Genomic DNA, 21,384 nt, shown 5'->3' on the forward strand with positions numbered 1-21,384 from the left:
GTTTGCACATAGGCACGAAAGGGCAAAAACCCAAGCGAATCCGCCCTGTTTTACACAGCGACGGGCGTGAAATCGTCGACTTCGGAGCGAGCACGGCACAAGGCTGTATGCAAGGGCGCGCAATCTTGCTGATATGCCTCTTTCGGGGCCTCACGCTGCCCCGCCGACAGGGGTTCCACAATGCGCAAGATTCTCGCCCTCGGGGTCGCCACCGGCCTCCTTTCCACCCCCGCACTGGCGGCTGAGAACGCGCTCCGGCCGGACCAGCTGGCCTATCGCGAGCTGCTCAAGGAAATGGTCGAGACCGACACTTCGATCACCACCGGAAGCTGCACCGCGCTCGCCGACAAGATCGAGGGCCACTTGCGCAAGGCCGGTTTCACCGATGCCGAAATCCATCGCTTCGCCGTGCCCGAAGCGCCCAGGGAAGGCGGGATCGTGGCGATCCTTCCGGGCACTTCGAAGACCGCCAAGCCGATCCTCCTCCTCGGCCACCTCGACGTGGTCGTCGCCAAGCGCGAGGACTGGACCCGCGATCCCTACACCTTCATCGAGGAAGGCGGCTATTTCTACGGGCGCGGCGTGGCCGACATGAAGGCGCTGGACGCGATCTGGGTCGACATGTTCATGACCCTGCGCAAGGCAGGCCAGAAGCCCAAGCGCACGCTCAAGCTGGCGCTGACCTGCGGCGAGGAAACCAGCACCGCGTTCAACGGGGTGAAATGGCTGACCGAGAACCGCAAGGACCTCATCGCCGCCGAATTTGCGCTCAACGAAGGCGGCTCCGGCCGGACCGACAAGCGCCTCGACCAAGGCGGCAAGGTCGTCGTCCAGACCATTCATGTGGGCGAGAAGACGCCGGTCAACTACCGCATCGAAGCCACCAACCCCGGCGGGCACAGCTCGACCCCGGTGCGCGACAATGCGATCTATGAACTCGCCGACGCGCTGGTGCGCATTCGCAACTTCGAATTCCCGCTGATGCTCAACGATACGACCCGTGCCTTCTTTTCCAAGGCCGGAGCGGCGCGCGGCGACGACATGGGCAAGGCCATGGTCACCATCGCCGCCAACCCGCAGGACAAGGCGGCAGAAGCCCTGCTCAACACCGACCGTTCGTTCCACTCGATGCTGCGCACGACTTGCGTCGCCACGTTGCTCGACGGGGGCCACGCAAACAACGCCCTGCCCCAGCGTGCCGGCAGCAACATCAACTGCCGCATCTTCCCCGGCGTCTCGGCGGAAGCGGTGCGCAAGACGCTCGAGGAGGTCATCGCCGATCCGCGCATGACCGTGGCCCGCACCGACAATCGCGGGCCCGATGCCGTGGCGCCGCCGCTTGATCCGAAGATTACCGGGCCTGCCGAGAAGCTGGTGGCGAAGTACTATCCCGGCGTGCCGATGGTGCCGATGATGTCGACCGGCGCCACCGACGGCGTCTTTCTCGGAGCGATTGGCATCCCCAGCTATGGCCCGCCGGGACTGTTCGGCGATCCTGACGGCAACGGGACGCATGGCCTCAACGAACGCCTCGCGGTGAGTTCGGCCATGACCGGTCGGGACCTGCTGAACGAACTGGTGCGCGCTTACGCGTTCTGAAACAACGTCCTGTGGAAACCCTGCGCGAGAGCCTCTTGACGGCAGACTCGCGCAGGTGTCTCTTGGGCCCATGCGTAACACTGCGGTCACGAGGCTCAGCCATGACTGCCCCTGCGGAGGCGCGATTGCCTTTGCCTGCAGGGAAGCGATCCGGACGTGCTCCATAAGGCGCTGATCGATCGGGCGGCTTCGGCCAGGCCCAACAGCGGTGACAGCACCGCCTTCAACGACGTTTTGCAAAATGACCGGCATCTGGCGAACTGCCCCGCGCTGGTCCTCAATGCCGATTACACGCCGCTCAGCTACTATCCGCTCAGCCTGTGGTCATGGCAGACTGCGATCAAGGCGGTGTTCCTCGAACGCGTCGACATCATCGAGACTTACGAGCGTGAGGTGCACAGCCCCGGCTTCGGCATGAAGCTGCCCTCGGTGATCGCGCTACGCCAGTACGTGCGGCCCAGCGAATATCCCGCCTTCACCCGATTCAACCTGTTCCTGCGCGACCGTTTCCAGTGCCAGTACTGCGGCTGCCACGAGAACCTGACCTTCGACCACATCGTCCCGCGCCGCCTTGGCGGACGCACGTCGTGGGAGAACGTCGCGGCGGCCTGTGCGCCGTGCAATCTCAAGAAGGGCGGACGGACACCCGAACAGGCGCACATGCGGCTGATGAACCGCGCGATCCGTCCGACAACGTGGCAACTGCAGGAACGCGGCCGCGCCTTCCCGCCGAACTACCTGCACGAAACCTGGCGCGACTGGCTCTACTGGGATGTCGAGCTGGAAAGCTGACTGCGGTCGAGCAACGACGCACCCTTCAGGAACAGGGCAAGAGTAACCACCGAGATCGCCGCCGCCAGCAGGATCGGCATGCCCGGCAGGTGCAGCACTGCGTGCGGGCCGCTGAAGCGCTCGAGCACTTGCGTGTACATCGGCGGGCCGACAATCGCCGCGATCGAGCCGATGGCCTGGACCACGCCCTGCAACTCGCCCTGGCTGCGCGCATCGACCGCGCGGCTGTTGAACGCGGCGATCGGGGACTGGACGAACCCCTGCAGCGCGCCGACGGCGATGGCGAGATAGACCTGCCACGTTGTGTGGGCGGTGGAATAGAGCACCGCCGAAACGCACAGCCCTGAAACACCGAGGATCACCGCGCGCCTCTCGCCCAGCTTGGGCAGGAGCATGCGCAGCCCCACGCCCTGCACGAGCGCGCTGGAAAAGCCGACCAGGGCGAGCGCGACGCCCACCTGCCGCACGCTGAAGCCATAGGCGGCAATCGCGAAGTAGGACCACACGGCGGGATAGACTATGTGCGCCAGTTGCCACGTGCCGAGCGCCGCCACGAACCACAGCACGGTCGGGCTCTGCCCCTTGAGCGCGCGCAGCGATGTGAGCGCGTTGGCGCGGCGCCAGTCGAACGGGCGGCGGTTCTCTTTGCCGAGCGATTCCTTGAGGAAGACGAACCCGAACACGGCATTGGCCAGTGCCAGCCCTGCGGCGGTGTAGAACGGCAGGCGCGCGTCGATGGAGCCGAGCAGACCGCCCAGCGCCGGGCCGACGACAAAGCCGATGCCGAACGCCAGCCCCATCATGCCGAAGTTTGCCGCGCGCTTTTCCGGCGGGGTCACGTCGGCGATATAGGCATAGGCAGGCGAGAAGCTGGCCCCGGTCACGCCTGCAATCAGCCGTCCGGCAATCAGCCAGCCGAAGTTCGGGGCCATCGCCTGCAGCAGGTAATCCAGCCCGAGCACGAACACCGCCGCCAGCAGCACCGGCCTGCGCCCGTAGCGGTCCGACAGGTTGCCCAGCACCGGCGCGAAGACGAACTGCATCAACGCATAGCCCGCGCCCAGCCAGCCCGCGTACCCCGCCGCCGTGCCGACATCGACATGCTTGAGCGACATGATCAGCCCGGGCAGCACCGGCGTGACGATGCCGAAACCGAGCATGTCGATCAGCACGATCGCAAAGACGATCCCGAACGAAGCGCGATTTGCCGCCATCGGATCAGCGCCGGGTAAGCGCTTCCTCGCTTTCCGCCATGAGCTGGGCGATGATCTCGGCCACAGGCTCTTCCTTGTTTACCATGCCGACCGATTGACCGGCCATGACCGAGCCACGCTCGACATCGCCGTCGATCACCGCGCGGCGCAGGGCCCCTGCCCAGAAGTGCTCGATCTCGAGCTGCGCCTGCGCCATGTCGACCTTGCCCTCGTCGAGCATCTTGGCGACTTCGACCTGCTTGGCGGTAAACTCCTCGGTGCCCTTGTTCTTGAGCGCGCGGACCGGAATCACCGGCAGGCGCGGATCGACCTGCACCGAAGCCACCGCATCGCGGGCATTGCCCCGGAAGAACGCCGCCTTGAACGCGGGGTGCGCAATCGATTCGGTGGCGCAGGCAAATCGGGTGCCGAGCTGCACGCCGCTCGCGCCCATTTCCAGATAGCTGGCGATCATCTCGCCCCGACCGATGCCACCGGCCACGAACACCACGTGATCGGCAGCCAGCGCAGGCAGGAATTCCTGCGCCAGAACGGAAGTGGACACCGGCCCGATGTGCCCGCCCGCTTCCGATCCTTCGATGACCAGTGCATCGGCGCCGGAACGCAGCAGCTTCTTCGCGAGCGCCAGCGTCGGCGCGAACACCAGCACCTTGGCCCCGAACGCCTTGATCGCCTCGACGCTGCCCTTGGGCGGGATGCCGCCTGCCAGCACGACATGGCCGACCCCATGCTTCGCGCAGACCGCGATCAGATCGAACAGCGCGGGGTGCATGGTGATCAGGTTCACGCCGAAAGGCTTGTCTGTCAGCGCCTTTGTAGCTGCGATCTCGGTGTCGAGCAGTTCGGGCGTCATCGCCCCGCAGGCAATCACGCCGAAGCCGCCCGCGTTGCTGATCGCCGAGACCAGATTGCGCTCCGAGACCCAGCTCATCGCCCCGCACAGGATCGCGTGCTCCGTGCCGAGGAACTCGGCGCCGCGGCGCATCAGGCCAGATGTCTTGGGTGTTGCGGTCATAGCTTGAGAGTCCCGTCCGGTAGTCCGGCGCGCGCTTTAGGGCCGCATCGTGTCGGCAACAAGGCCGGACTTGGGCCATATGATCGCCAAAAGCGATATCTCTGCCCAATTTAACCCGTTTTACCGATTGTTATCCGTGGCGTAGAAGGATTGCAGCAAGTGGGTTCCCCCTCACCCACCGAGCCCCTGAGCCGGTCTTCTCAATCTCCTGACTGGCCCGGGTCGCGCCCCGCCTCTCGGTTCCGGATCGGACCGGGAGGTGGGGTTTTGCTTTGGGATATACGCGGCGCTGGCCTATGCGCTGGCGATGACCGCAGCAACCGCCCCCATCGTTTCCGACCGAACCCTTGCTCGCGCAGACCTCCTGGCGATGGCTCCAAAAGGCGCGCATCACCTGACCGACTGCGATCTGGATGAAGCCGACCTCTCGAAGCTCGACCTGACCGGCTGGACCTTCGAGCGCTGCTGCCTGCGCCATGCCGACCTTTCGGGCACGAAGCTGATGCGGACGACGTGGCGCGGGTGCAAGGCGCCCTTCGCCAACCTCACCGGCGCAGACCTCGAGGAAGCCCGCGTCTCGGCCTGCGACTTCAACAATGCCGCCTTCCGCCGCGCCAACATCGGCTCGGCCCGCTTCGTCTCCACGCGCATGACCGGTGCAGACCTGCACATGGCCAAGGGCATGGGCTTCGTGTTCGAGGAAGTCCTGCTGGTCGGCGCGCGCCTGCCTGGCCTGTCGTTCCGCAAGGAAAAGCTGGTGCGCCTCGATCTGGCGCAGGCGGACCTCACCAAGGCCGACTTTCGCGGCGCGGTGCTGGAAGGCTGCAGCTTGCGCGAAGCCAATCTCGATGGCGCACAGTTTGCGGGCGCAGACTTGCGCGGAGCGGACCTTGGCGGTCTTCAGCTCGAAGATGCGCGGGTGTTCAGAGGCGCGGTGATCTCGCGCGAACAGGCCGAACAGCTCCTGTCCGGCTGGGGCCTGCTGATTCGCTGATGGCGGCTCCCCTCCCGCAAGCGGGAGGGCGCCACCTGCTTACTCCCCTCCCGCAGGCAGGAGGGGTGGGGGGTGGGCATTCGGCGATAGCCGAAGCTTACTCCGCGTCCATCTCGTAAGCGGTGTGCAGCACGCGCACGGCGAGTTCGGTCTCGTCCTCGTCGATCAGCACCGAGACCTTGATCTCGCTGGTGGTGATCGCCTGGATGTTGATGCCGCGATCGGCCAGCGCGCGGAACATGGTGCTGGCAACGCCTGCGTGGCTGCGCATGCCGACACCGACGACGCTGATCTTGGCGACCTTGCTGTTCGCCAGCATGCGGTAGTAGCCGATCGTGTCCTTGCGCTCTTCCAGCAGCGCCTGCGTGCGGGCGAGGTCCGAGATCGGCACCGTGAAGGTCACGTCCGTCTCGCCCTTGTCCTTGGCGATGTTCTGGATGATCATGTCGACGTTGATGTTGGCGGCCGCCAGCGGACCGAAGATCGCGGCGACGGCACCGGGGCGGTCGGCGATGCGGGTCAGGGTGACCTTGGCCTCGTTCTTGTCGGCAGCGATGCCGGTGATCAGCTGGCGTTCCATATCAAGTCCTTCAAGTTCCTCGTCGGAAACGATCATTGTACCGGGAATCGTGTCGGCGGCAGGGGCATCGTCGTCGATGAACGAGGACAGCACCTGCACGCGCACGCCTTCCTTCATGGCAAGGCTGACCGAACGGGTCTGCAGCACCTTCGAGCCGACCGAGGCCAGTTCGAGCATTTCCTCGTAAGTCACGTTCTTCAGCTTGCGCGCCTTGGCGACGATGCGCGGGTCGGTGGTATAGACCCCGTCGACGTCGGTGTAGATGTCGCAGCGATCCGCCTTGACCGCTGCGGCCACGGCCACCGCCGAGGTATCCGAACCGCCACGGCCCAGCGTGGTGATGCGGCCCTTGTCGGACAGCCCCTGGAAGCCGGGGATCACCGCGATCTCGCCAGAAGCCATCGAAGCCAGCACGGCTTCCGAATCAATGCCTTCGATGCGCGCCTTGGAATGGGCATCGTCGGTATGGATCGGCAGCTGCCAGCCGAGCCACGAGCGCGCCTTGCAGCCAAGCGCCTGCAGGTGCATCGCCAGAAGGCCCGAAGTCACCTGCTCGCCACTGGCCACGACCACGTCGTATTCAGCCGGGTCATAGAGCGGGTTCGCCTCGCGGCAGAAGTTGACGAGGCGATCGGTCTCGCCCGCCATGGCCGAGACGACCACCGCAACCTCGTGCCCCGCGGCCTGCTGGCGCTGCACGATGCGCGCCACGCGGCGGATGCGCTCGGTTCCGGCCATCGAGGTGCCGCCGAATTTCATCACGATGCGGGCCAAGGGCTTGCTCCTGAAGTCTTGCGCGTAAGAATCTTGCCCGCAAGGCCGGTGGACCTTGCAGCGCGGGCGCTTTAGGGACGTGATATGAGCAATGCAACCTCTGCGAATACCATTCGTCCGGTCACCATCAGAGATTCTGAGGCCACCCACTTCGGCAAGCTGGCGGCAGACTGGTGGAACCCCAAGGGCTCCTCGGCCATGCTGCACAAGCTCAACCCGGTGCGCCTCACCTTCATCCGCGATGCCATCGATGCACACTTTGGCACCGATTCGCGCGGGGTGAAGCCGCTGGCGGGGCGCCGGGCGCTCGATGTCGGCTGCGGCGCGGGGCTGTTGTGCGAACCGCTGGCCCGTCTCGGTGCCGAGGTGACCGGAGTCGACGCCGCCAAGGAAAACATCGCTGCGGCAAGCCTCCATGCCCAAGGGTCAGGCCTTGCCATCGACTATCGTTGCGGTGACGTCGGCCAGCTCGGACTTGCCGGATACGATCTGGTCACCTCGATGGAAGTGATCGAACACGTCGCCGACAAGGCCGCGTTCATCGCTGCGCTCGAAGCCGCGCTCGCCCCCGGCGGGCTGATGATCCTCTCCACCCCCAACCGCACCACGCGCTCGCGCCTGCTGCTGGTCGAGGGGGCTGAAAGCCTCGGCATGGTGCCGAAGGGCACGCACCACTGGGACGATTTCATCACGCCGGTCGAACTGCACGACCTGCTCGATGCTGCGGGCCTGAAGATGGGCAATCCCCTCGGCATCGCGTGGAGCGTGTCGAAAGGCCTGCACCTCTCCGACGATCTTGCTCTCAACTACATTGTCACCGTGACGCGCCAAGGCTGATCGCGGGATGGAGCAGGCGATCCTCGGCATCGGGATTTCGCTTTGCCTGTTCGCATTATGGGCCATGCTACGGCAGGATTGGCCCCGGCTGACACAGCCCTCGCGCGAAGCAGACGCCGTGGTCAGCGGCCATGAGCAAGGTTGGGACAGCGGACGTCCGCTCTATGCCATGCGCCTGCACTTCGAGGCAGAAGGGCGCGAACACCACGTCATCGACCAGGTCTGGAGGCGCAAGCCGAAGCCACCGGTCGGCACAAGGGTCATTGTCTGCTTTCCCGTCGGACACCCCGAACTGGCCCGGGTGCCGCGCCCGTGGATGTGGGCTTTCGTTTATGGTTGCGTTGTGCTCATGGTCGGCATGCTCGTCGCCAAGGCGCTTGGCCTGATCGGCAACTGACGCAGCGCATGGAATGGCACATGGCCGAACGCTTCGAACGCCACAAGCAGGCCTGGACTGCCGATGAAATCAGCAAGCTGCACACGCTTGCCAAGAAAGGCATGGCCTTCAAAGCCATCGCCAAGGCGCTGACCCGCAGCGAGGAGTCGGTGAAAACACGCGCCAAGAGCGACGGTTTGAGCATCGCCAAGCTGCGCTGAGTCTCACTTTTCGGAAGGCAGAAACTTCTCGACCAGATCGCGCGCCAGCCGTGCGGGGCGCAGGGTCTCGGCATCGAGGCAGCACCAGCTGGACTTGACCTCGGCCAGCACTTCCTCGCCGCGCTTGATGATGGTTTCGTAGAACGCGCGCGCGCCCTGCACTTTCTCGAGGATCACGTGAGCGATCACGGTGTCTTCGAGGAAGGTCGGGCGGCGGTAGGTGATCTCGTGCTTCAATGCGACCCACAGGTGCGCCGCTACCGCATCGGCAGGGGCAAGCGCGCGCCAGTGGTCGATCACTGCGTCCTGCACCCACGTAAGGTACGAGGCATTGTTGACATGGCCCATGAAGTCGATGTCAGCGGGCTTTACGGCGATAGGGACGAGATGGGGGATCACATTGCTCACATCAATGTAGGTAACATGATTCGCACGCCAATGACAGGCGCCGTGTCACCCTTTTCAAGCCAGCAACACTTTAACTGGAAAGCAATTCCTCGACCCAGGCAGGGACGACCTCGGACGCCGGGCCAAGCCGGGTCTCGTGGAACCACGCCGAGCCCTGGCTGCGCTCCAGATTGAGCTCCAGCGTATCCATGCCAAGCTCGCGCGCATTGCGCACAAGACCCGCCGCCGGATAGACCGCGCCCGACGTGCCGATGGAAACGAACAGGTCCGCGCCACTCAGCGCCTGATAGATCTCCCCCATCCGGTAGGGCATCTCACCGAACCAGACGACATCGGGACGCAGCGCGGCCATGCCGCAGGTGGGGCACGGCGGGCGATGGAGCATCGGCCCGGTCCAACGGTGGCGCGTGTCGCAGGACGTGCACCAGGCCTTGAGGTGTTCACCATGCATGTGCAGCACGTTCAACGCGCCGCCGCGCTCGTGCAGATCGTCGACGTTCTGCGTCACGATCAGCACCTCGCCACCTGCCTTCTTCGGCCATTCGCGGTCCAGCCGGGCGAGTGCGTGATGCGCCGCGTTGGGCTCCTTCGTCTGGATCGCCTCGCGGCGCATGTCGTAGAAGCGCAGGACAAGGTTCGGATCGCGCGCAAAGGCCTCGGGCGTCGCCACGTCCTCGACGCGGTGATTTTCCCACAGCCCGCCTTCGCTACGAAACGTATCGATGCCGGATTCGGCGGAAATTCCTGCTCCTGTCAGGATCACGATATTGCGCGCGCGTTTCATCGCGACCATGAAGCACGCGACGCAAAGGGTAGGCAATGGCAAGAATCGGAATCATCGGCAGCGCTGGACGAATGGGCAATGCGCTGCAGGCAGCAGTGGCAGCGGCAGGGCACGAATTCGCCGGCGGCATCGACAAGGGCGGCGACCCGCTCGTGCTGGCACAGGCGAGCGACGTGCTGGTCGACTTCTCGGCACCCGGCGCGCTCGAGTTCAATCTCGATGCGGCGATCCACACAGGCGTGCCCATCGTCATCGGCACGACCGGGCTTGAGGAACGCCACCACTGGCTGATCGATTCCGCCGCCGTCAGCATCCCGGTGCTGCAGACCGGCAACACCTCTCTGGGCGTGACCCTCCTCGCCCATCTGGTGCAGGAAGCCGCCTCTCGCCTCGGCGAGGACTGGGACATCGAGATTGTCGAGACGCACCATCGCATGAAGGTGGATGCGCCCTCGGGCACCGCGCTGCTGCTCGGCGAAGCGGCGGCCAAGGGGCGCGGCGTTCACCTTGCCGACGAAGCCGTGCGCGGTCGCGATGGCATCACTGGCGCACGCAAGGCCGGCACCATCGGCTTTGCCGCGTTGCGCGGCGGCAGCGTGGCAGGCGACCACTCGGTCCACTTCCTTGCCGACAACGAACGGCTGACCTTCTCCCACCTCGCCGAAAACCGCGGCATATTCGCCAAGGGTGCGATCCGCGCGGCAGAGTGGATCATCGGCAAGGGACCGGGCCGCTACACTATGCCGGCAGTGCTTGGTTTGTGAAGGTATTTGGGGCTCTGACATGAAGAAGGCGGACATCTTCGAATTCTTCCGCCGCCTTGCCGAAGCCAATCCCTCTCCCGAAACGGAGCTGGAATACGGTAACGTCTACCAGCTGCTGGTCGCCGTCACGCTCTCGGCGCAGGCGACCGATGTCGGCGTCAACAAGGCCACGCGCAAGCTCTTCGCCTTGGTCAAGACGCCGCAGGACATGCTCGACCTCGGCGAAGAGGGCCTGAAGAGCCACATCAAGACCATCGGCCTGTTCAATTCCAAGGCCAAGAACGTCATGGCCATGGCCGAAATTCTCGTGGCGAAATATGGCGGTGAGGTCCCGGCCGACCGCGATCTGCTCACCGAGCTCCCCGGCGTCGGCCGCAAGACCGCCAACGTCGTGATGAACTGCGCGTTCGGCGCGGAAACCTTTGCGGTCGATACGCATATCTTCCGCGTCGGCAATCGCACCGGCCTTGCGAAGGGAAAGACGCCGCTCGCCGTTGAGAAAGGGCTGGAGAAAAACGTCCCCCAGCCGTTTCGCGTCGGCGCCCACCACTGGCTGATCCTCCACGGTCGCTATGTGTGCAAGGCGCGGACGCCGGAATGCTGGCACTGCGGGCTGGTTGACCTTTGCGGTTTCAAGGGCAAGGTTCTGGAAAAAGGCGAAAAGGCACCAGCAAGCCGCAAAACAAGGAAGGAGAGCAAGGCATGAAGCGCATGACTCCGTTTCTGATCGCAACACTTGCACTGGCCATTGCGGGTTGCACCGCAAGCGCCAAGGGCGGCAATGACGGCCACCGCGCCGACATTCCCAAGGCCAAGATCGTCGGCAAGCCGGTGAACTGCATCCCCATTCAGAACATCCGCGAAAGCCAGGTGCGCGATGACTGGACCATCGATTTCCGCACCAACGGCAACCAGTGGTATCGCAACACCCTGCCCAACCGCTGCTTCAGCCTCGGCTTCGAACGCGCCTTCGCCTATGGCACGTCGCTGAGCCAGCTGTGCAACGTCGACATCATCACGGTGATCACGAACAACGCTGGCCCCGGCCCGGTCAACCGTGGTGCCTGCGGTCTGGGTGAATTTACCCCGGTTGAACTGGAGAAGTAGGGCCTACTTCTCGTAATTGACAGGATCGAGGTTCAGACCCGCCCGCCCGTCGGCCACGGTGTGCGCAGGCGCGTGCGGCGGCTCGGCATCAGGATCCAGCGGTGGCTGGAGCATGCCTTCCCACTTGGTGATGACCGAAGTCGCCACCGCGTTGCCGACGACATTGGTGGCGGTACGCCCCATGTCGAGGAACGTGTCAACGCCCAGCAGCAGCGCGATGCCTTCGAGCGGCAGGCCGAACTGCGTCAGCGTTGCCGCAATGACCACAAGGCTGGCGCGCGGGACGCCCGCAATGCCCTTCGACGTGACCATCAATGTCAGCAGCATGGCAATCTGCTGCCCCATCGACAGCTCGATGCCATAGGCCTGCGCGATGAACATCGTCGCAAAGCTGGTGTACATCATCGAACCATCAAGGTTGAAGCTGTAGCCCAGCGGCAGCACGAAGCCCGAGATGCGGCGCGGCACGCCGAAGCGGTCAAGCTGCTCGAACAGCTTGGGCAGCGCGGATTCGGAACTGGCGGTCGAAAACGCCAGCAGGATCGGCTCGCGGATGTAGCGCGCCAGCATGATCACGCGGCCCTTGAGGAAGATGCCGCCCAGCGTCAGCAGGATGATCCACAGCAGCAGCAGGCCGAAGTAGAACTCGGAAACGAACACGCCGTAGGTAATGACGATGCCAAGGCCCTTGGTCGCAATCACCGAAGCCAGCGCCCCGAACACCGCGAGCGGAGCAATGCGCATCACATAGTCGGTAATCTGCAGCATCAGATGCGCCAGCGCTTCGCACCCGCGCACGATCGGCGCACCCGTCTCGCCGATGGCAGAGAGCGCCACGCCTGCAAACAGCGAGAACACGAGGATCTGCAGCACATTGTTCTTGGCCATCGCATCCAATGCGCTGGTCGGGAAAATCTCGAGCACGAAGTGGCGCAGCGTGAAGTCTGCCGTCGCCAGATCAACGGGTCCGGCAGCGGTGAACTCAAGGTCCACGCCCGGCTTGAACAGGTTCACCAGCAGCAGACCGAGCCCGATGGAAATCAGGCTTGCCGTGATGAACCAGGCCAGCGCCCGCCCGCCGATGCGCCCCAGCGCCGCGCTGTCGCCCATCCCGGCAATGCCCGTCACCAGCGTCGCCAGGATCAGCGGCGCGATGATCATCTTGATCAGGTGCAGGAAAATGTCGGGCAGCAGCTTCAGCGTATCGGCGATCTGCGCCAGCGTGGCGTCACCCTTGGGATAGCTGGTGTTGAGCAGATACCCGACGAGAATGCCAAGCACCATGCCGATCACGATGTAGAGGGTAAGGCGCTTGGCCAAGAAACGTGCTCCCGCAATATTGTTGCAGGGGAGACTAACGACGTTTCAGGCGCGGCTCAACCGCCGCCCGCCGCTTTTAACCGACTTGCCCGCGATGCAACAGCTTCTGGTCTGCCAGAACCAGCGCCATCATGGCCTCGACGACCGGAACCCCGCGAATGCCGACGCAAGGATCGTGGCGGCCCTTTGTGAGCAATTCGGTCGCCTCGCCTTCTCGCGTGATCGTCGGCATGGGCGTCAAGATCGAGGAGGTCGGCTTGAACGCCACGCGCACCGTCACCGGCTGCCCGGTCGAAATGCCGCCGGCGATGCCGCCCGCATGGTTGGCAAGGAATTCGGGAGCGCCCGAACCGGGCCGCATCGGATCGGCATTGCCCTCGCCCGTATTGCGCGCGGCTTCGAAACCGTCGCCGATCTCCACGCCCTTGACCGCGTTGATGCCCATCATGGCGTGCGCCAGCTCGGCATCGAGCTTGGCATAGAGCGGCGCGCCCCAGCCTGCCGGAACGCCGGTCGCCATACATTCGACCACCGCGCCCAGCGACGAACCCGACTTGCGCGCATCATCGACCAGCTTCTCCCACCGCGCCGCCGCCCACGAATCCGGGCAGAAGAACGGGTTGCGACCAATCTCGGCGGCATCGAAATGATCCATGTCGATCCTGTCGCCACCGATCTCGCTCACCCAGGCGAGGATCGAGACTTCGGGGATGACCAAACGTGCGACCGCACCTGCCGCCACACGCGAGGCGGTCTCGCGCGCAGACGAGCGGCCCCCGCCGCGATAGTCGCGAAAGCCGTACTTGGCGTCATAGGCATAGTCGGCGTGGCCGGGGCGATAGGCCTTGGCAACATCGCCATAGTCCTTGGAACGCTGGTCGACGTTCTCGATCATCAGGCTGATCGGCGTCCCGGTAGTCTTGCCTTCGAACACGCCCGACAGGATGCGGACCTGATCCGGTTCCTGCCGCTGCGTGGTGAAGCGCGACTGGCCGGGGCGGCGCGCGTCGAGGAACGGCTGGATCTGCGCCTCGCTGATCGCAAGACCGGGAGGGCAACCGTCGACCACGGCACCAATGGCCGGCCCGTGGCTTTCGCCCCAGGTGGTGAAACGGAAGAGGTGACCGAAGCTGTTCAGGCTCATGGGGCACGCCTTTGCCGGGGATGCGAGGAAAAGTCCACCTTTCGGCGCATCGCGCGCCGCGCTATCGCAAGCTCCATGTTCCTCGTCGTATTCCGCAACCGCAAGCGCGCCGATATCGATGCCGCCGCCTATTCGGTCGATGCCCACGCAATGGAAGTCCTCGCCGGGCGGCAGCCGGGCTACCTCGGCTTCAAGAGCTACACCGCCGACGATGGCGAAGTCAACGCCCTGTCGGAATGGGAAGACGAAGCCGCCGCTCTGGCCTGGCGGCGTGTCGCCCATCACGCCGAGATGCAGGGCAAGGGCCGCGCCGAATACTACGAGAGCTACACCCTTTTCGCAGGCACGCCCACCCGGGTGCACCGCTTCAACAGGCAGGACACATGAGCATCACCCTCTACGGCATCCCCAACTGCGACACGGTCAAGAGGGCCCGCACCTGGCTCGACGGCAAGGGCATCGCTTACACCTTTCATGACTACAAGAAGCAGGGCGCCGACCCGGCTAGGATCGCCCGGTGGATCGACGCCGCCGGGCTGGACAAGGTCGTCAACATGGCCGGGACGACCTACCGCAAGCTTGACGACGCACAGAAGTCTGCGCTCGCTGGCGAAGGCGCTCCCGCCGTGCTGTCCGAGAATACCTCGGTCATCAAGCGGCCGATTGTAGAACACCCCGGTGGCTTGCTCGTCGGCTTCAAGGAAGCGGAATGGGCTGCGGCATTAGGCTGAACGCCATCCGTTGACGCGACCCCATACGCACCCTCTGCTACCCGACCGTCGCCCCGGGCTTGACCCGGGGCCCCGCTTTTATTCAGCGCCACCCCTGCGAAAAGAGCGGGGTCCCGGATCAAGTCCGGAACGACGACAAGTAAGACGGCGCGTTCCAAACGCCTGCGATCGCAACCCATCTTGACAAAACGAACCATATAGGTTATACGCCCCACCCACAGGTCAGGAGAGGGCAAAAGGCCAACCCGCTCCTCTCCCTTCGGAGGTCAGGCTGTGGCCGAAGCCTTCGGCGCGATCGGTGCGGCAAGTGCGCGTGGGTTCAATGCGGGGCGTAAAGCCCAGACCCACCGGGCAAAACCCTGTCGTTACCCAAGGACAGACAGGACACCCCAGGGCTGATAGCACGGCGCCGAACCCTGAGCGACGCTGCGGATGCGGAACCCGCCATGATTGTGCGACAGTGTCAGCACAAACGACAGGTTCTTTTCACGCAGCCGCTTGCCAGAAGCCAAGGCAGCCCGCGAGCCGCTGCCAAGGCTTCGTCCTTTCGCATATGTCCGCCCTCAGGCTGAGCCGACAAGGGGTCCGGAACCGCCCCCCGGCCACTCGCAACCGGTCCCGCGCCCTCCCCGCGCGTGCCACGACGGCACCGCACCGGTCGCGCGATCTGTGCTTTCCCACCGGCGTGACCGTCCGCATTCGCCAGCGGATGCTTTGCTTTATCGCGTATCCGCGATGCCCACCCCCAGCCCCTCCCGCTTGCGGGAGGGGAGAGACACGCAGCGCTTCATCCAGCCCTCCCGCAGGCGGGAGGGCCGCGAGACTTACTGAACGCAGTGAAGTTAGTCGCAGCGGGGTGGGCAAACAGCGCAACAGAATAATCGCACGCAAAGCCGCTAAGACGCAAAGACGTCGCGCCCGCCGCAGGCTTCCCGCTCCTCAACCACCTGCCAACCACACGCACCCTCACCCCAAAGCGCAACACCTTCGCGCCTTTGCGGCTTTGCGTGAGAATTCATGCGTCCCCGCGAGGCGGGGACCTCGGTGGTCTTACGGACCCTCACAGCAAACCGTCCGAGGCCCCCGCCTTCGCGGGGGCGCAGGAGAGGGTTTCGCGCGAGGAAGAAAAGAGTATCTCACGCAAAGACGCCAAGATGTCGTGCGTGCGACGAAAAGCCGCCTTGGTCTGCTGCCGTTTCATCCGAATGACGCTGAAGGCCTGCAACGCGCACAACTTTTTTGCGTCTTCGCGTGAGTCACCCCGGGCGAAGCCCGTAACCTTCTCTGCGCCCTCTGCTCCCTCTGCGTCTCTGCGAGAACAAGAGGGGTGGGCGCCCCGGCGCACTGCCAGACACATCTCACGCCAAACCCCGCAGCGTTACCCAAACAAAAAGGGAGCCGGCTCGCGCCCGCTCCCCTTTCGTCTCAGCCAGTTCCGGCAGGGACCTTATGCAGGACCCTTTTCGAAGGTGGCGAAGTTCTCGTTTCCAACGAAGCCAAACTTCGTGACCTTGGCGTCCGTGATGATCTTCATCATCCGGTTCGCGATCTCGTAGCTGGCGTATTCCTCGGGCTGGAACTGCAGTTCCGGCTCGGGATCAATCCCCTTCGTCGAAGCGATGATCGAGACCAGTTGGCCTTCGTTGATGGCTGCACCGTTCCAGAGGATCTGGTTGGTCGCCGTCAGCACCAGCTTGTTCTTGATCGGATCGATCTTGACGTCGTTGGGGATGTTCGTCGGCTGCGGGAGGTCGATGTTCACCGCATGCGTGGCCACCGGGATGGTGATGATGAACATGATGAGGAGAACGAGCATGACGTCGATCAACGGCGTCGTGTTCATTTCCATCATCGGCGAGCCATCATCCTTGCCGCCGCTCATTGCCATGGTTGGTACTCCTGTTCGCTCTCTGGCCCGGTCGGAACGGGGTTAGCCGTTCGGATCGACCGGGGTCGAGATGAAGCCGACTTTCGGATAGCCAGCGGACTGGACGTTATAGATCGCACCAGCGATGCACTTCCAGGGGACATTCACGTCGCCGCGGATGTGCACTTCGGGGATCTTTTCCGGATCCATGTTGGCGGCGCCGCCTTCACGCTTCACGATCGCATCGAGGCGATTGAAAGCCTGCTGGTACAGCTCCTGGTTGTCCACCGGACTGATGTTGTTGAAATAGACGCGGCACTGGCCGGTGCGCGAAGAACCCTCGTAACCGGGCTCCCTCGGGCTACGGCCTGCAGCGTCCGTCGAGACGACCGAGAGCATCAGGTTTTCGACCTTGTCCTGCGATTCCTCGCTGACAAGAACAGGAACCTTGAGCTTTTCGATCGACTGGATCGCGACGGGCACCGCGATGAGGAAGATGATCAGCAGCACCAACATCACGTCCACGAGCGGCGTGGTGTTGATGTCCGACATCGGGCGTTCTTCTCCGCCAGCGCCGCCTACAGACATTGCCATGGGTTACATCCTATCCGTTCTGAGCCGCGAGGGAGGCCGGAGATATCCGGAGATCGGCTCCGGCCCGAGACTCGCGTTTCCGGAAAGGGGCCGGACGTTGATCCGGCCCAATCCTGATTACTTCTTGACGGGTGCTGCCGGGGTAGCCGGAGCAGCCGGAACGGCCGGCTTCACAGCGCCCTTCGAGTTGATGTTCGCCAGCAGATCGGTCGAGAAGCCCGAGAGCAGTTCGGCGATCTTCTTGTTGCGAGCCTGCAGCCAGTTGTAGGCAAGCACGGCCGGAACAGCGACGAGCAGACCCAGCGCGGTCATGATCAGAGCTTCACCGACCGGACCTGCGACCTTGTCGATCGAGGCCGAACCGGCGAGGCCGATGTTGATCAGCGCGTTGTAGATGCCGACCACGGTACCGAACAGACCAATGAACGGTGCGGTAGCGCCCACGGTTGCGAGGAACGGCAGACCGCCAGCGAGGCGAGCGTTGATGAACGCTTCCGAGCGGGCGAGCGAACCGTGCAGCCAGTCATGGGCTTCGAGCGAGTCGGTCATCTTCGAGTGCTGGTCTTCAGCAGCGAGGCCGTCGTCGACGATCTGGCGCCATGCCGAGTTCTTCTCGAGCTTGGCAGCGCCTTCACGCAGCGAACCGGCGCGCCAGAAGGTGCCGATGTTCTTGTACTGGCCCATGATCTTGTTCTGCTCCATGAGCTTGGTGAACAGGATGTAGAACGAGCCGAACGACATGATCGCGAGGATCACGAGGGTGGCGATACCGATCCAGTTGGGCTGGCCGTTGGGAAACAGCGCTTCCTTGATGCCGAAGGACTTCTGCGGCGCTGCGCCAGCGGCGGCGGCAGCAAGTGCGTAGATGGACATTGCGAGTCTTCCTCTTCAATTCAAATCAAAGTGCGTGAAAGCCGTCAGGTGCCGGACTTCCGTGTCAAATCCGTGAGCCGAATCAATCCTTCGGGATAACCCAGCGGATCGAGTTCGAGTACGATCCGGTCGTCGGCTGCCCTTCGCCATCGGTCGCGGGCTGGAAGCGCGCGCGGCGACGGACGTTGGAGCACGTGGCCTCGTCAAGATCGGGGCTGCCTGAAGACCTGGTGATCTGGCAGTCCGTGACCTTGCCATCGGTGCCGATGGTGACACGGAAACCCGTGGTGCCTTCACGCTCTTCGCGAAGCGCACGCGATGGGTAGTCGTTCGACGTTGCCCAGTTGCCCGGCTGACCCTTGGGGACAGCTGCCTTCGGCGTAAACCGGGGCGGGGGCGGAGCTGCAGGCGGCGCAGGAAGCGCAACCGGTGCCGGCGGAGCAGGCATCGGGGGAGCTTCGTTGACCGTCTGCACCTGCGGAGCAGGCGCGTTGAAACTGATCGGCGGCGGAGGCGCGACGATCGGCGGCGGCGGCGTGTTCTCCTTCGGAGGAGGCGGCGGCGGCGGTTCCTCCGGCGGCTTCTCTTCCTCGATGTTGACCGCCGAGGTCACCTCTTTGACCTTCTTGAACGCCTCTTGAGCCAGGCCCGTAACGAGCGCGTAGCCAACGGCGACATGAAGAATCGCAACGACGATGAGCGCGGTGATCTTGTTACCGCTCATCTGTTGGTCAGCGTATGCCATTCAGCTCCAATACTCCTGATCGCCCACCTGAGCCCGGAGCACGCGCAATACGGCCCTGACCAAGGTGGAGCCCGCGCGCAGGATCACCGTCCTGCCCGAAGGCCAATCCAGCAAATTTCAATCCACCCTGCCGGCAACCCGGTCCGCCGACATCAAACCAGGGGGTTTGGCGGCGGCAAGCGTCGGGCTGCTTGTTTTTGGATTGCCCGAACGGGCGCATCTTTAACGGCGAAGCCAAAGGCGCGCAAATGCTTTATCCGTTAACTGGTGATTCAGGGTTGCACTGCCTGAAATCAGCCAGAAACGAAGGGCCCATGCTAGCCTGCGTGGTGCCGGAGATACCGTAATGCCTGCATTCCCGTTCAAGTTCGCCCTCATGACGGCCGCCGCCTTGACCTTGGCCACCGGATTCGCTGCCAGCACCGCGATCGCGCAGGAAGCCCCGATTCGGGGCTCTGCCAACGGTGTCACCACCTCTGCGGCCGGGGCGCTCACTTACGCCGATATTGCCTCGATGGCTGACGCGGCAGAGGTCGTCCTGCGTGCACAGGTCAGGAAAGTCTCGCGGCTGAAGCCCGAACAGGCGCCCGGCCTTGCCCCGGGCATGGCGCGCCTTCTGGTCGAAGCGAGGACGCAAACGGTGCTGACCGGCCCGGCAATGGGCGAAACCGTGCGCTATCTCGCCGACATCCCCCTTGATGCAAAGGGCAAGGTGCCCAAGCTGTCGAAGGCGGTTGTCCTGATCTTCGCCCGCACGGTCGCTGGCCGGCCAGGCGAATTGCGTCTCGTCGACGGCGGCGCACAGATCGCCTGGTCCGGAGAAACGGAGATGCGCACCCGTGCAATCCTCACCGAGATGCTCTCGCCCGAAGCCCCTCCGCGTGTCAGCGGAGTGCGTGAAGTGCTTTACGTTCCCGGCAACCTTGTCGGCGAAGGCGAAACGCAGGTCTTCCTCCAGACCGAGAACAATGCGCCGGTCTCGGTCTCGGTCATCCGCCGGCCTGGCATGAACCGCACCTGGGGCGTGAGCCTGTCCGAGATCGTCGATCAGGCGGCCCGCCCGCCCGCGCGAGATACGTTGACCTGGTATCGCCTCGCCTGCAGCCTGCCCAGCTCGATGCCGCCGGGCGCGAGTCTGTCGGGCAGTGCATCCCAGGTGCGCGCTGCGGCAGAGGACTACGCCTTTGTCGCGGCCGAGCTTGGCGAGTGCACGCGCAGCCGTCCGGCAGTGGAGCGCTGAGCGCCAAACCGGCTGTTGCCCGCGTGCCCCTTGTCCCCTAAGGCCCGCCGCGCACAGATAGCAGATTCCAGCGGACGGGAATGACATGAGCGAACCATTGCGCATCGCACTGGCCGGGCTTGGCACGGTTGGCGGCGGGGTGATCCGGCTGATCGAGGCCAACGCCGACCTTATCGCAAGGCGCGCCGGTCGTCCGATCGTGATCACCACGGTCAGCGCGCGCAATCGCCACAAGGATCGCGGGTTCGACGTCTCGCGCTATGCCTGGGAAGACGACATGGTCATCCTGGGCGAGCGCCCGGACGTCGACGTGGTGGTCGAGCTGGTCGGCGGGGCTGATGGACCCGCGCTGGCGCTTGCCCGCACCACGTTCGAGGCTGGAAAGGCCCTCGTCACCGCGAACAAGGCGATGATTGCCCACCACGGTGTGGAACTTGCCACCAAGGCCGAGGCGGCCAAGGTCGCGCTGAAGTTCGAAGCTGCGGTCGCAGGCGGGATTCCGGTGATCAAGGGCCTCAAGGAAGGCGTCGCCGCGAACGAGATCGCGCGGGTCTATGGCATCCTCAACGGCACCTGCAACTACATCCTCTCGACCATGGAAGACACCGGCCGGGACTTCGCCGACGTGCTCGCCGAAGCACAGGCCAAGGGCTATGCCGAGAGCGACCCAACCTTTGACATCGACGGGATCGACGCGGCGCACAAGCTCTCGATCCTGTCCTCGATCGCGTTCGGGACCGCGGTGGACTTCAAGCCGGTCATCGCAACCGGCATCCGCCGCGTGCTTGCCGCCGATATCGCGCAGGCCGATGCGCTGGGCTACTACATCCGCCTGATCGGCATGGCCGATACCGAGATCGACGCCGAGGGCAACCGCCGCCTGTTCCAGCGCGTCCACCCGCATCTGGTCCATCGCGATCATCCGCTGGCGCACGTCGATGGCGCGACCAATGCAGTGGTTGCCGAGGGCAACTTCGTCGGTCGCCTCCTGTTCCAGGGTGCAGGCGCGGGCGATGGCCCGACTGCCAGCGCGGTCGTTGCCGACCTCATCGACATCGCCCGTGGCGACATCGGCGCACCCTTCTCGATCCCCGTGGCCGAGCTTGACCGTGCGGCCCCTGCCGAAGTCGGCCACCGCACCGGCAAGGCCTATATCCGCTTCACCGTGGCCGACCGCCCGGGCGTGCTGGCCGAAATCACCGCCGCCATGCGCGACGCTGGTGTCTCTATCGAGAGCCTGATCCAGAAGGGCGGCGCCGATGCTGCCCCGGTGATGGTCTCGATGGTTACGCACGAAGGCCCGGAAAGCGCCATCACCGAGGCGCTGCGCCTGCTCGAAGGCTCACCGGTTCTCGCCGAACCGCCGCTGGTCATGCACATTCTCGGAGAGTGAGATGGCTTGCGC

General features: G+C 64.4%; 24 protein-coding genes. 13 read left to right on the plus strand and 11 right to left on the minus strand.

Going from position 1 to position 21,384, the window contains the following annotated elements:
- Positions 1-180 precede the first annotated feature (180 nt).
- Together ACZ1JW_RS05895 and ACZ1JW_RS05900 are read left to right on the plus strand one after the other, a co-directional pair.
- Complete coding sequence (locus ACZ1JW_RS05895; protein WP_465124435.1) at positions 181-1,599, plus strand: M20/M25/M40 family metallo-hydrolase; 1,419 nt, start codon at positions 181-183, stop codon at positions 1,597-1,599.
- 156 nt (positions 1,600-1,755) lie between these two features.
- Entirely contained in the window at positions 1,756-2,391 is a 636-nt protein-coding gene (locus tag ACZ1JW_RS05900) for an HNH endonuclease (RefSeq protein ID WP_465124434.1), read from the plus strand.
- Here the strand turns inward: ACZ1JW_RS05900 and ACZ1JW_RS05905 are convergent.
- Complete coding sequence (locus ACZ1JW_RS05905) at positions 2,364-3,605, minus strand: TCR/Tet family MFS transporter (RefSeq protein WP_465142309.1); 1,242 nt, start codon at positions 3,603-3,605, stop codon at positions 2,364-2,366. The genes ACZ1JW_RS05900 and ACZ1JW_RS05905 overlap by 28 nt on opposite strands.
- Positions 3,606-3,609: 4 nt before the next feature.
- Positions 3,610-4,620, minus strand: a complete 1,011-nt coding sequence (locus ACZ1JW_RS05910) for an NAD(P)H-dependent flavin oxidoreductase (protein WP_465142310.1) — start codon at positions 4,618-4,620, stop codon at positions 3,610-3,612.
- Positions 4,621-4,927: 307 nt separating this feature from the next.
- Here ACZ1JW_RS05910 and ACZ1JW_RS05915 point away from each other — a divergent pair, with 307 nt between their 5' ends.
- Entirely contained in the window at positions 4,928-5,614 is a 687-nt protein-coding gene (locus tag ACZ1JW_RS05915; protein ID WP_465142311.1) for a pentapeptide repeat-containing protein, read from the plus strand.
- 97 nt (positions 5,615-5,711) lie between these two features.
- Here the strand turns inward: ACZ1JW_RS05915 and ACZ1JW_RS05920 are convergent, their stop codons facing one another.
- On the minus strand, positions 5,712-6,968 hold the full coding sequence (locus ACZ1JW_RS05920; protein WP_465124430.1) for an aspartate kinase: 1,257 nt from the start codon (positions 6,966-6,968) through the stop codon (positions 5,712-5,714).
- 84 nt (positions 6,969-7,052) lie between these two features.
- On the opposite strand from ACZ1JW_RS05920, the gene ubiG reads away from it, so the two are divergent.
- From ubiG to ACZ1JW_RS05935, 3 genes are read left to right on the plus strand one after another with little or no spacing between them, the layout of a single operon-like run.
- Positions 7,053-7,805, plus strand: coding sequence for a bifunctional 2-polyprenyl-6-hydroxyphenol methylase/3-demethylubiquinol 3-O-methyltransferase UbiG (gene ubiG / locus ACZ1JW_RS05925; protein ID WP_465142312.1), 753 nt, complete (start codon positions 7,053-7,055; stop codon positions 7,803-7,805).
- Positions 7,806-7,812: 7 nt separating this feature from the next.
- Positions 7,813-8,202 carry a DUF3592 domain-containing protein gene (locus ACZ1JW_RS05930; protein WP_465142313.1) on the plus strand — a complete coding sequence of 130 codons (390 nt, stop codon included), beginning with the start codon at positions 7,813-7,815 and terminating at the stop codon, positions 8,200-8,202.
- 20 nt (positions 8,203-8,222) lie between these two features.
- On the plus strand, positions 8,223-8,402 hold the full coding sequence (locus ACZ1JW_RS05935) for a hypothetical protein (RefSeq protein ID WP_465142314.1): 180 nt from the start codon (positions 8,223-8,225) through the stop codon (positions 8,400-8,402).
- A gap of 3 nt (positions 8,403-8,405) precedes the next feature.
- On the opposite strand, the gene ACZ1JW_RS05940 is transcribed toward ACZ1JW_RS05935, so the two are convergent.
- The gene (locus ACZ1JW_RS05940; RefSeq protein ID WP_465142315.1) at positions 8,406-8,810 is read right to left on the minus strand and encodes an acyl-CoA thioesterase; all 405 of its coding nucleotides are present in this window, start codon (positions 8,808-8,810) and stop codon (positions 8,406-8,408) included.
- Positions 8,811-8,880: 70 nt separating this feature from the next.
- A complete protein-coding gene (locus ACZ1JW_RS05945; protein ID WP_465142736.1) occupies positions 8,881-9,594 on the minus strand; it encodes an NAD-dependent deacylase in 714 nt (237 codons plus the stop codon).
- Positions 9,595-9,629: 35 nt separating this feature from the next.
- On the opposite strand from ACZ1JW_RS05945, the gene dapB reads away from it, so the two are divergent.
- Genes dapB through ACZ1JW_RS05960 form a run of 3 tightly spaced genes read left to right on the plus strand, consistent with a single transcriptional unit; the run spans position 9,630 to position 11,465 of the window.
- Positions 9,630-10,358: a 4-hydroxy-tetrahydrodipicolinate reductase gene (dapB, locus tag ACZ1JW_RS05950; RefSeq protein WP_465142316.1), complete on the plus strand. Its 729-nt coding sequence runs from the start codon at positions 9,630-9,632 to the stop codon at positions 10,356-10,358.
- A 19-nt stretch (positions 10,359-10,377) separates the two neighbouring features.
- Positions 10,378-11,064 carry an endonuclease III gene (nth, locus tag ACZ1JW_RS05955; protein WP_465142317.1) on the plus strand — a complete coding sequence of 229 codons (687 nt, stop codon included), beginning with the start codon at positions 10,378-10,380 and terminating at the stop codon, positions 11,062-11,064.
- A complete protein-coding gene (locus ACZ1JW_RS05960) occupies positions 11,061-11,465 on the plus strand; it encodes a hypothetical protein (protein ID WP_465124422.1) in 405 nt (134 codons plus the stop codon). Before nth ends, ACZ1JW_RS05960 begins: the two co-directional genes overlap by 4 nt.
- 3 nt (positions 11,466-11,468) lie before the next feature.
- Here ACZ1JW_RS05960 and ACZ1JW_RS05965 read toward each other — a convergent pair whose 3' ends face one another.
- Together ACZ1JW_RS05965 and aroC are read right to left on the minus strand one after the other, a co-directional pair.
- Positions 11,469-12,785, minus strand: a complete 1,317-nt coding sequence (locus tag ACZ1JW_RS05965; protein ID WP_465142318.1) for a dicarboxylate/amino acid:cation symporter — start codon at positions 12,783-12,785, stop codon at positions 11,469-11,471.
- A 76-nt stretch (positions 12,786-12,861) separates the two neighbouring features.
- Positions 12,862-13,929, minus strand: coding sequence for a chorismate synthase (aroC, locus tag ACZ1JW_RS05970; protein ID WP_465142319.1), 1,068 nt, complete (start codon positions 13,927-13,929; stop codon positions 12,862-12,864).
- A 75-nt stretch (positions 13,930-14,004) separates the two neighbouring features.
- On the opposite strand from aroC, the gene ACZ1JW_RS05975 reads away from it, so the two are divergent.
- Positions 14,005-14,316, plus strand: coding sequence for an antibiotic biosynthesis monooxygenase family protein (locus ACZ1JW_RS05975; protein ID WP_465142320.1), 312 nt, complete (start codon positions 14,005-14,007; stop codon positions 14,314-14,316).
- Complete coding sequence (locus ACZ1JW_RS05980) at positions 14,313-14,660, plus strand: arsenate reductase (RefSeq protein WP_465142321.1); 348 nt, start codon at positions 14,313-14,315, stop codon at positions 14,658-14,660. The genes ACZ1JW_RS05975 and ACZ1JW_RS05980 overlap by 4 nt, the downstream gene beginning before the upstream one ends.
- A gap of 1,447 nt (positions 14,661-16,107) precedes the next feature.
- Here the strand turns inward: ACZ1JW_RS05980 and ACZ1JW_RS05985 are convergent.
- From ACZ1JW_RS05985 to ACZ1JW_RS06000, 4 genes are all read right to left on the minus strand, one after another.
- A complete protein-coding gene (locus ACZ1JW_RS05985; RefSeq protein WP_465124417.1) occupies positions 16,108-16,548 on the minus strand; it encodes an ExbD/TolR family protein in 441 nt (146 codons plus the stop codon).
- A 42-nt stretch (positions 16,549-16,590) separates the two neighbouring features.
- The gene (locus tag ACZ1JW_RS05990) at positions 16,591-17,121 is read right to left on the minus strand and encodes an ExbD/TolR family protein (protein WP_465124416.1); all 531 of its coding nucleotides are present in this window, start codon (positions 17,119-17,121) and stop codon (positions 16,591-16,593) included.
- Positions 17,122-17,238: 117 nt separating this feature from the next.
- Complete coding sequence (locus ACZ1JW_RS05995) at positions 17,239-17,994, minus strand: MotA/TolQ/ExbB proton channel family protein (RefSeq protein WP_465124415.1); 756 nt, start codon at positions 17,992-17,994, stop codon at positions 17,239-17,241.
- Between the two features lie 82 nt (positions 17,995-18,076).
- Positions 18,077-18,739: an energy transducer TonB gene (locus tag ACZ1JW_RS06000; protein ID WP_144904723.1), complete on the minus strand. Its 663-nt coding sequence runs from the start codon at positions 18,737-18,739 to the stop codon at positions 18,077-18,079.
- 346 nt (positions 18,740-19,085) lie between these two features.
- On the opposite strand from ACZ1JW_RS06000, the gene ACZ1JW_RS06005 reads away from it, so the two are divergent.
- Both ACZ1JW_RS06005 and ACZ1JW_RS06010 read left to right on the plus strand, forming a co-directional pair.
- Positions 19,086-19,979, plus strand: a complete 894-nt coding sequence (locus ACZ1JW_RS06005) for a hypothetical protein (protein WP_465142322.1) — start codon at positions 19,086-19,088, stop codon at positions 19,977-19,979.
- Between the two features lie 85 nt (positions 19,980-20,064).
- Positions 20,065-21,372 carry a homoserine dehydrogenase gene (locus ACZ1JW_RS06010; RefSeq protein WP_465142323.1) on the plus strand — a complete coding sequence of 436 codons (1,308 nt, stop codon included), beginning with the start codon at positions 20,065-20,067 and terminating at the stop codon, positions 21,370-21,372.
- Positions 21,373-21,384: the final 12 nt, after the last annotated feature.

The organism is Novosphingobium sp. BL-A-28-Hi1-0D, from assembly GCF_055521755.1.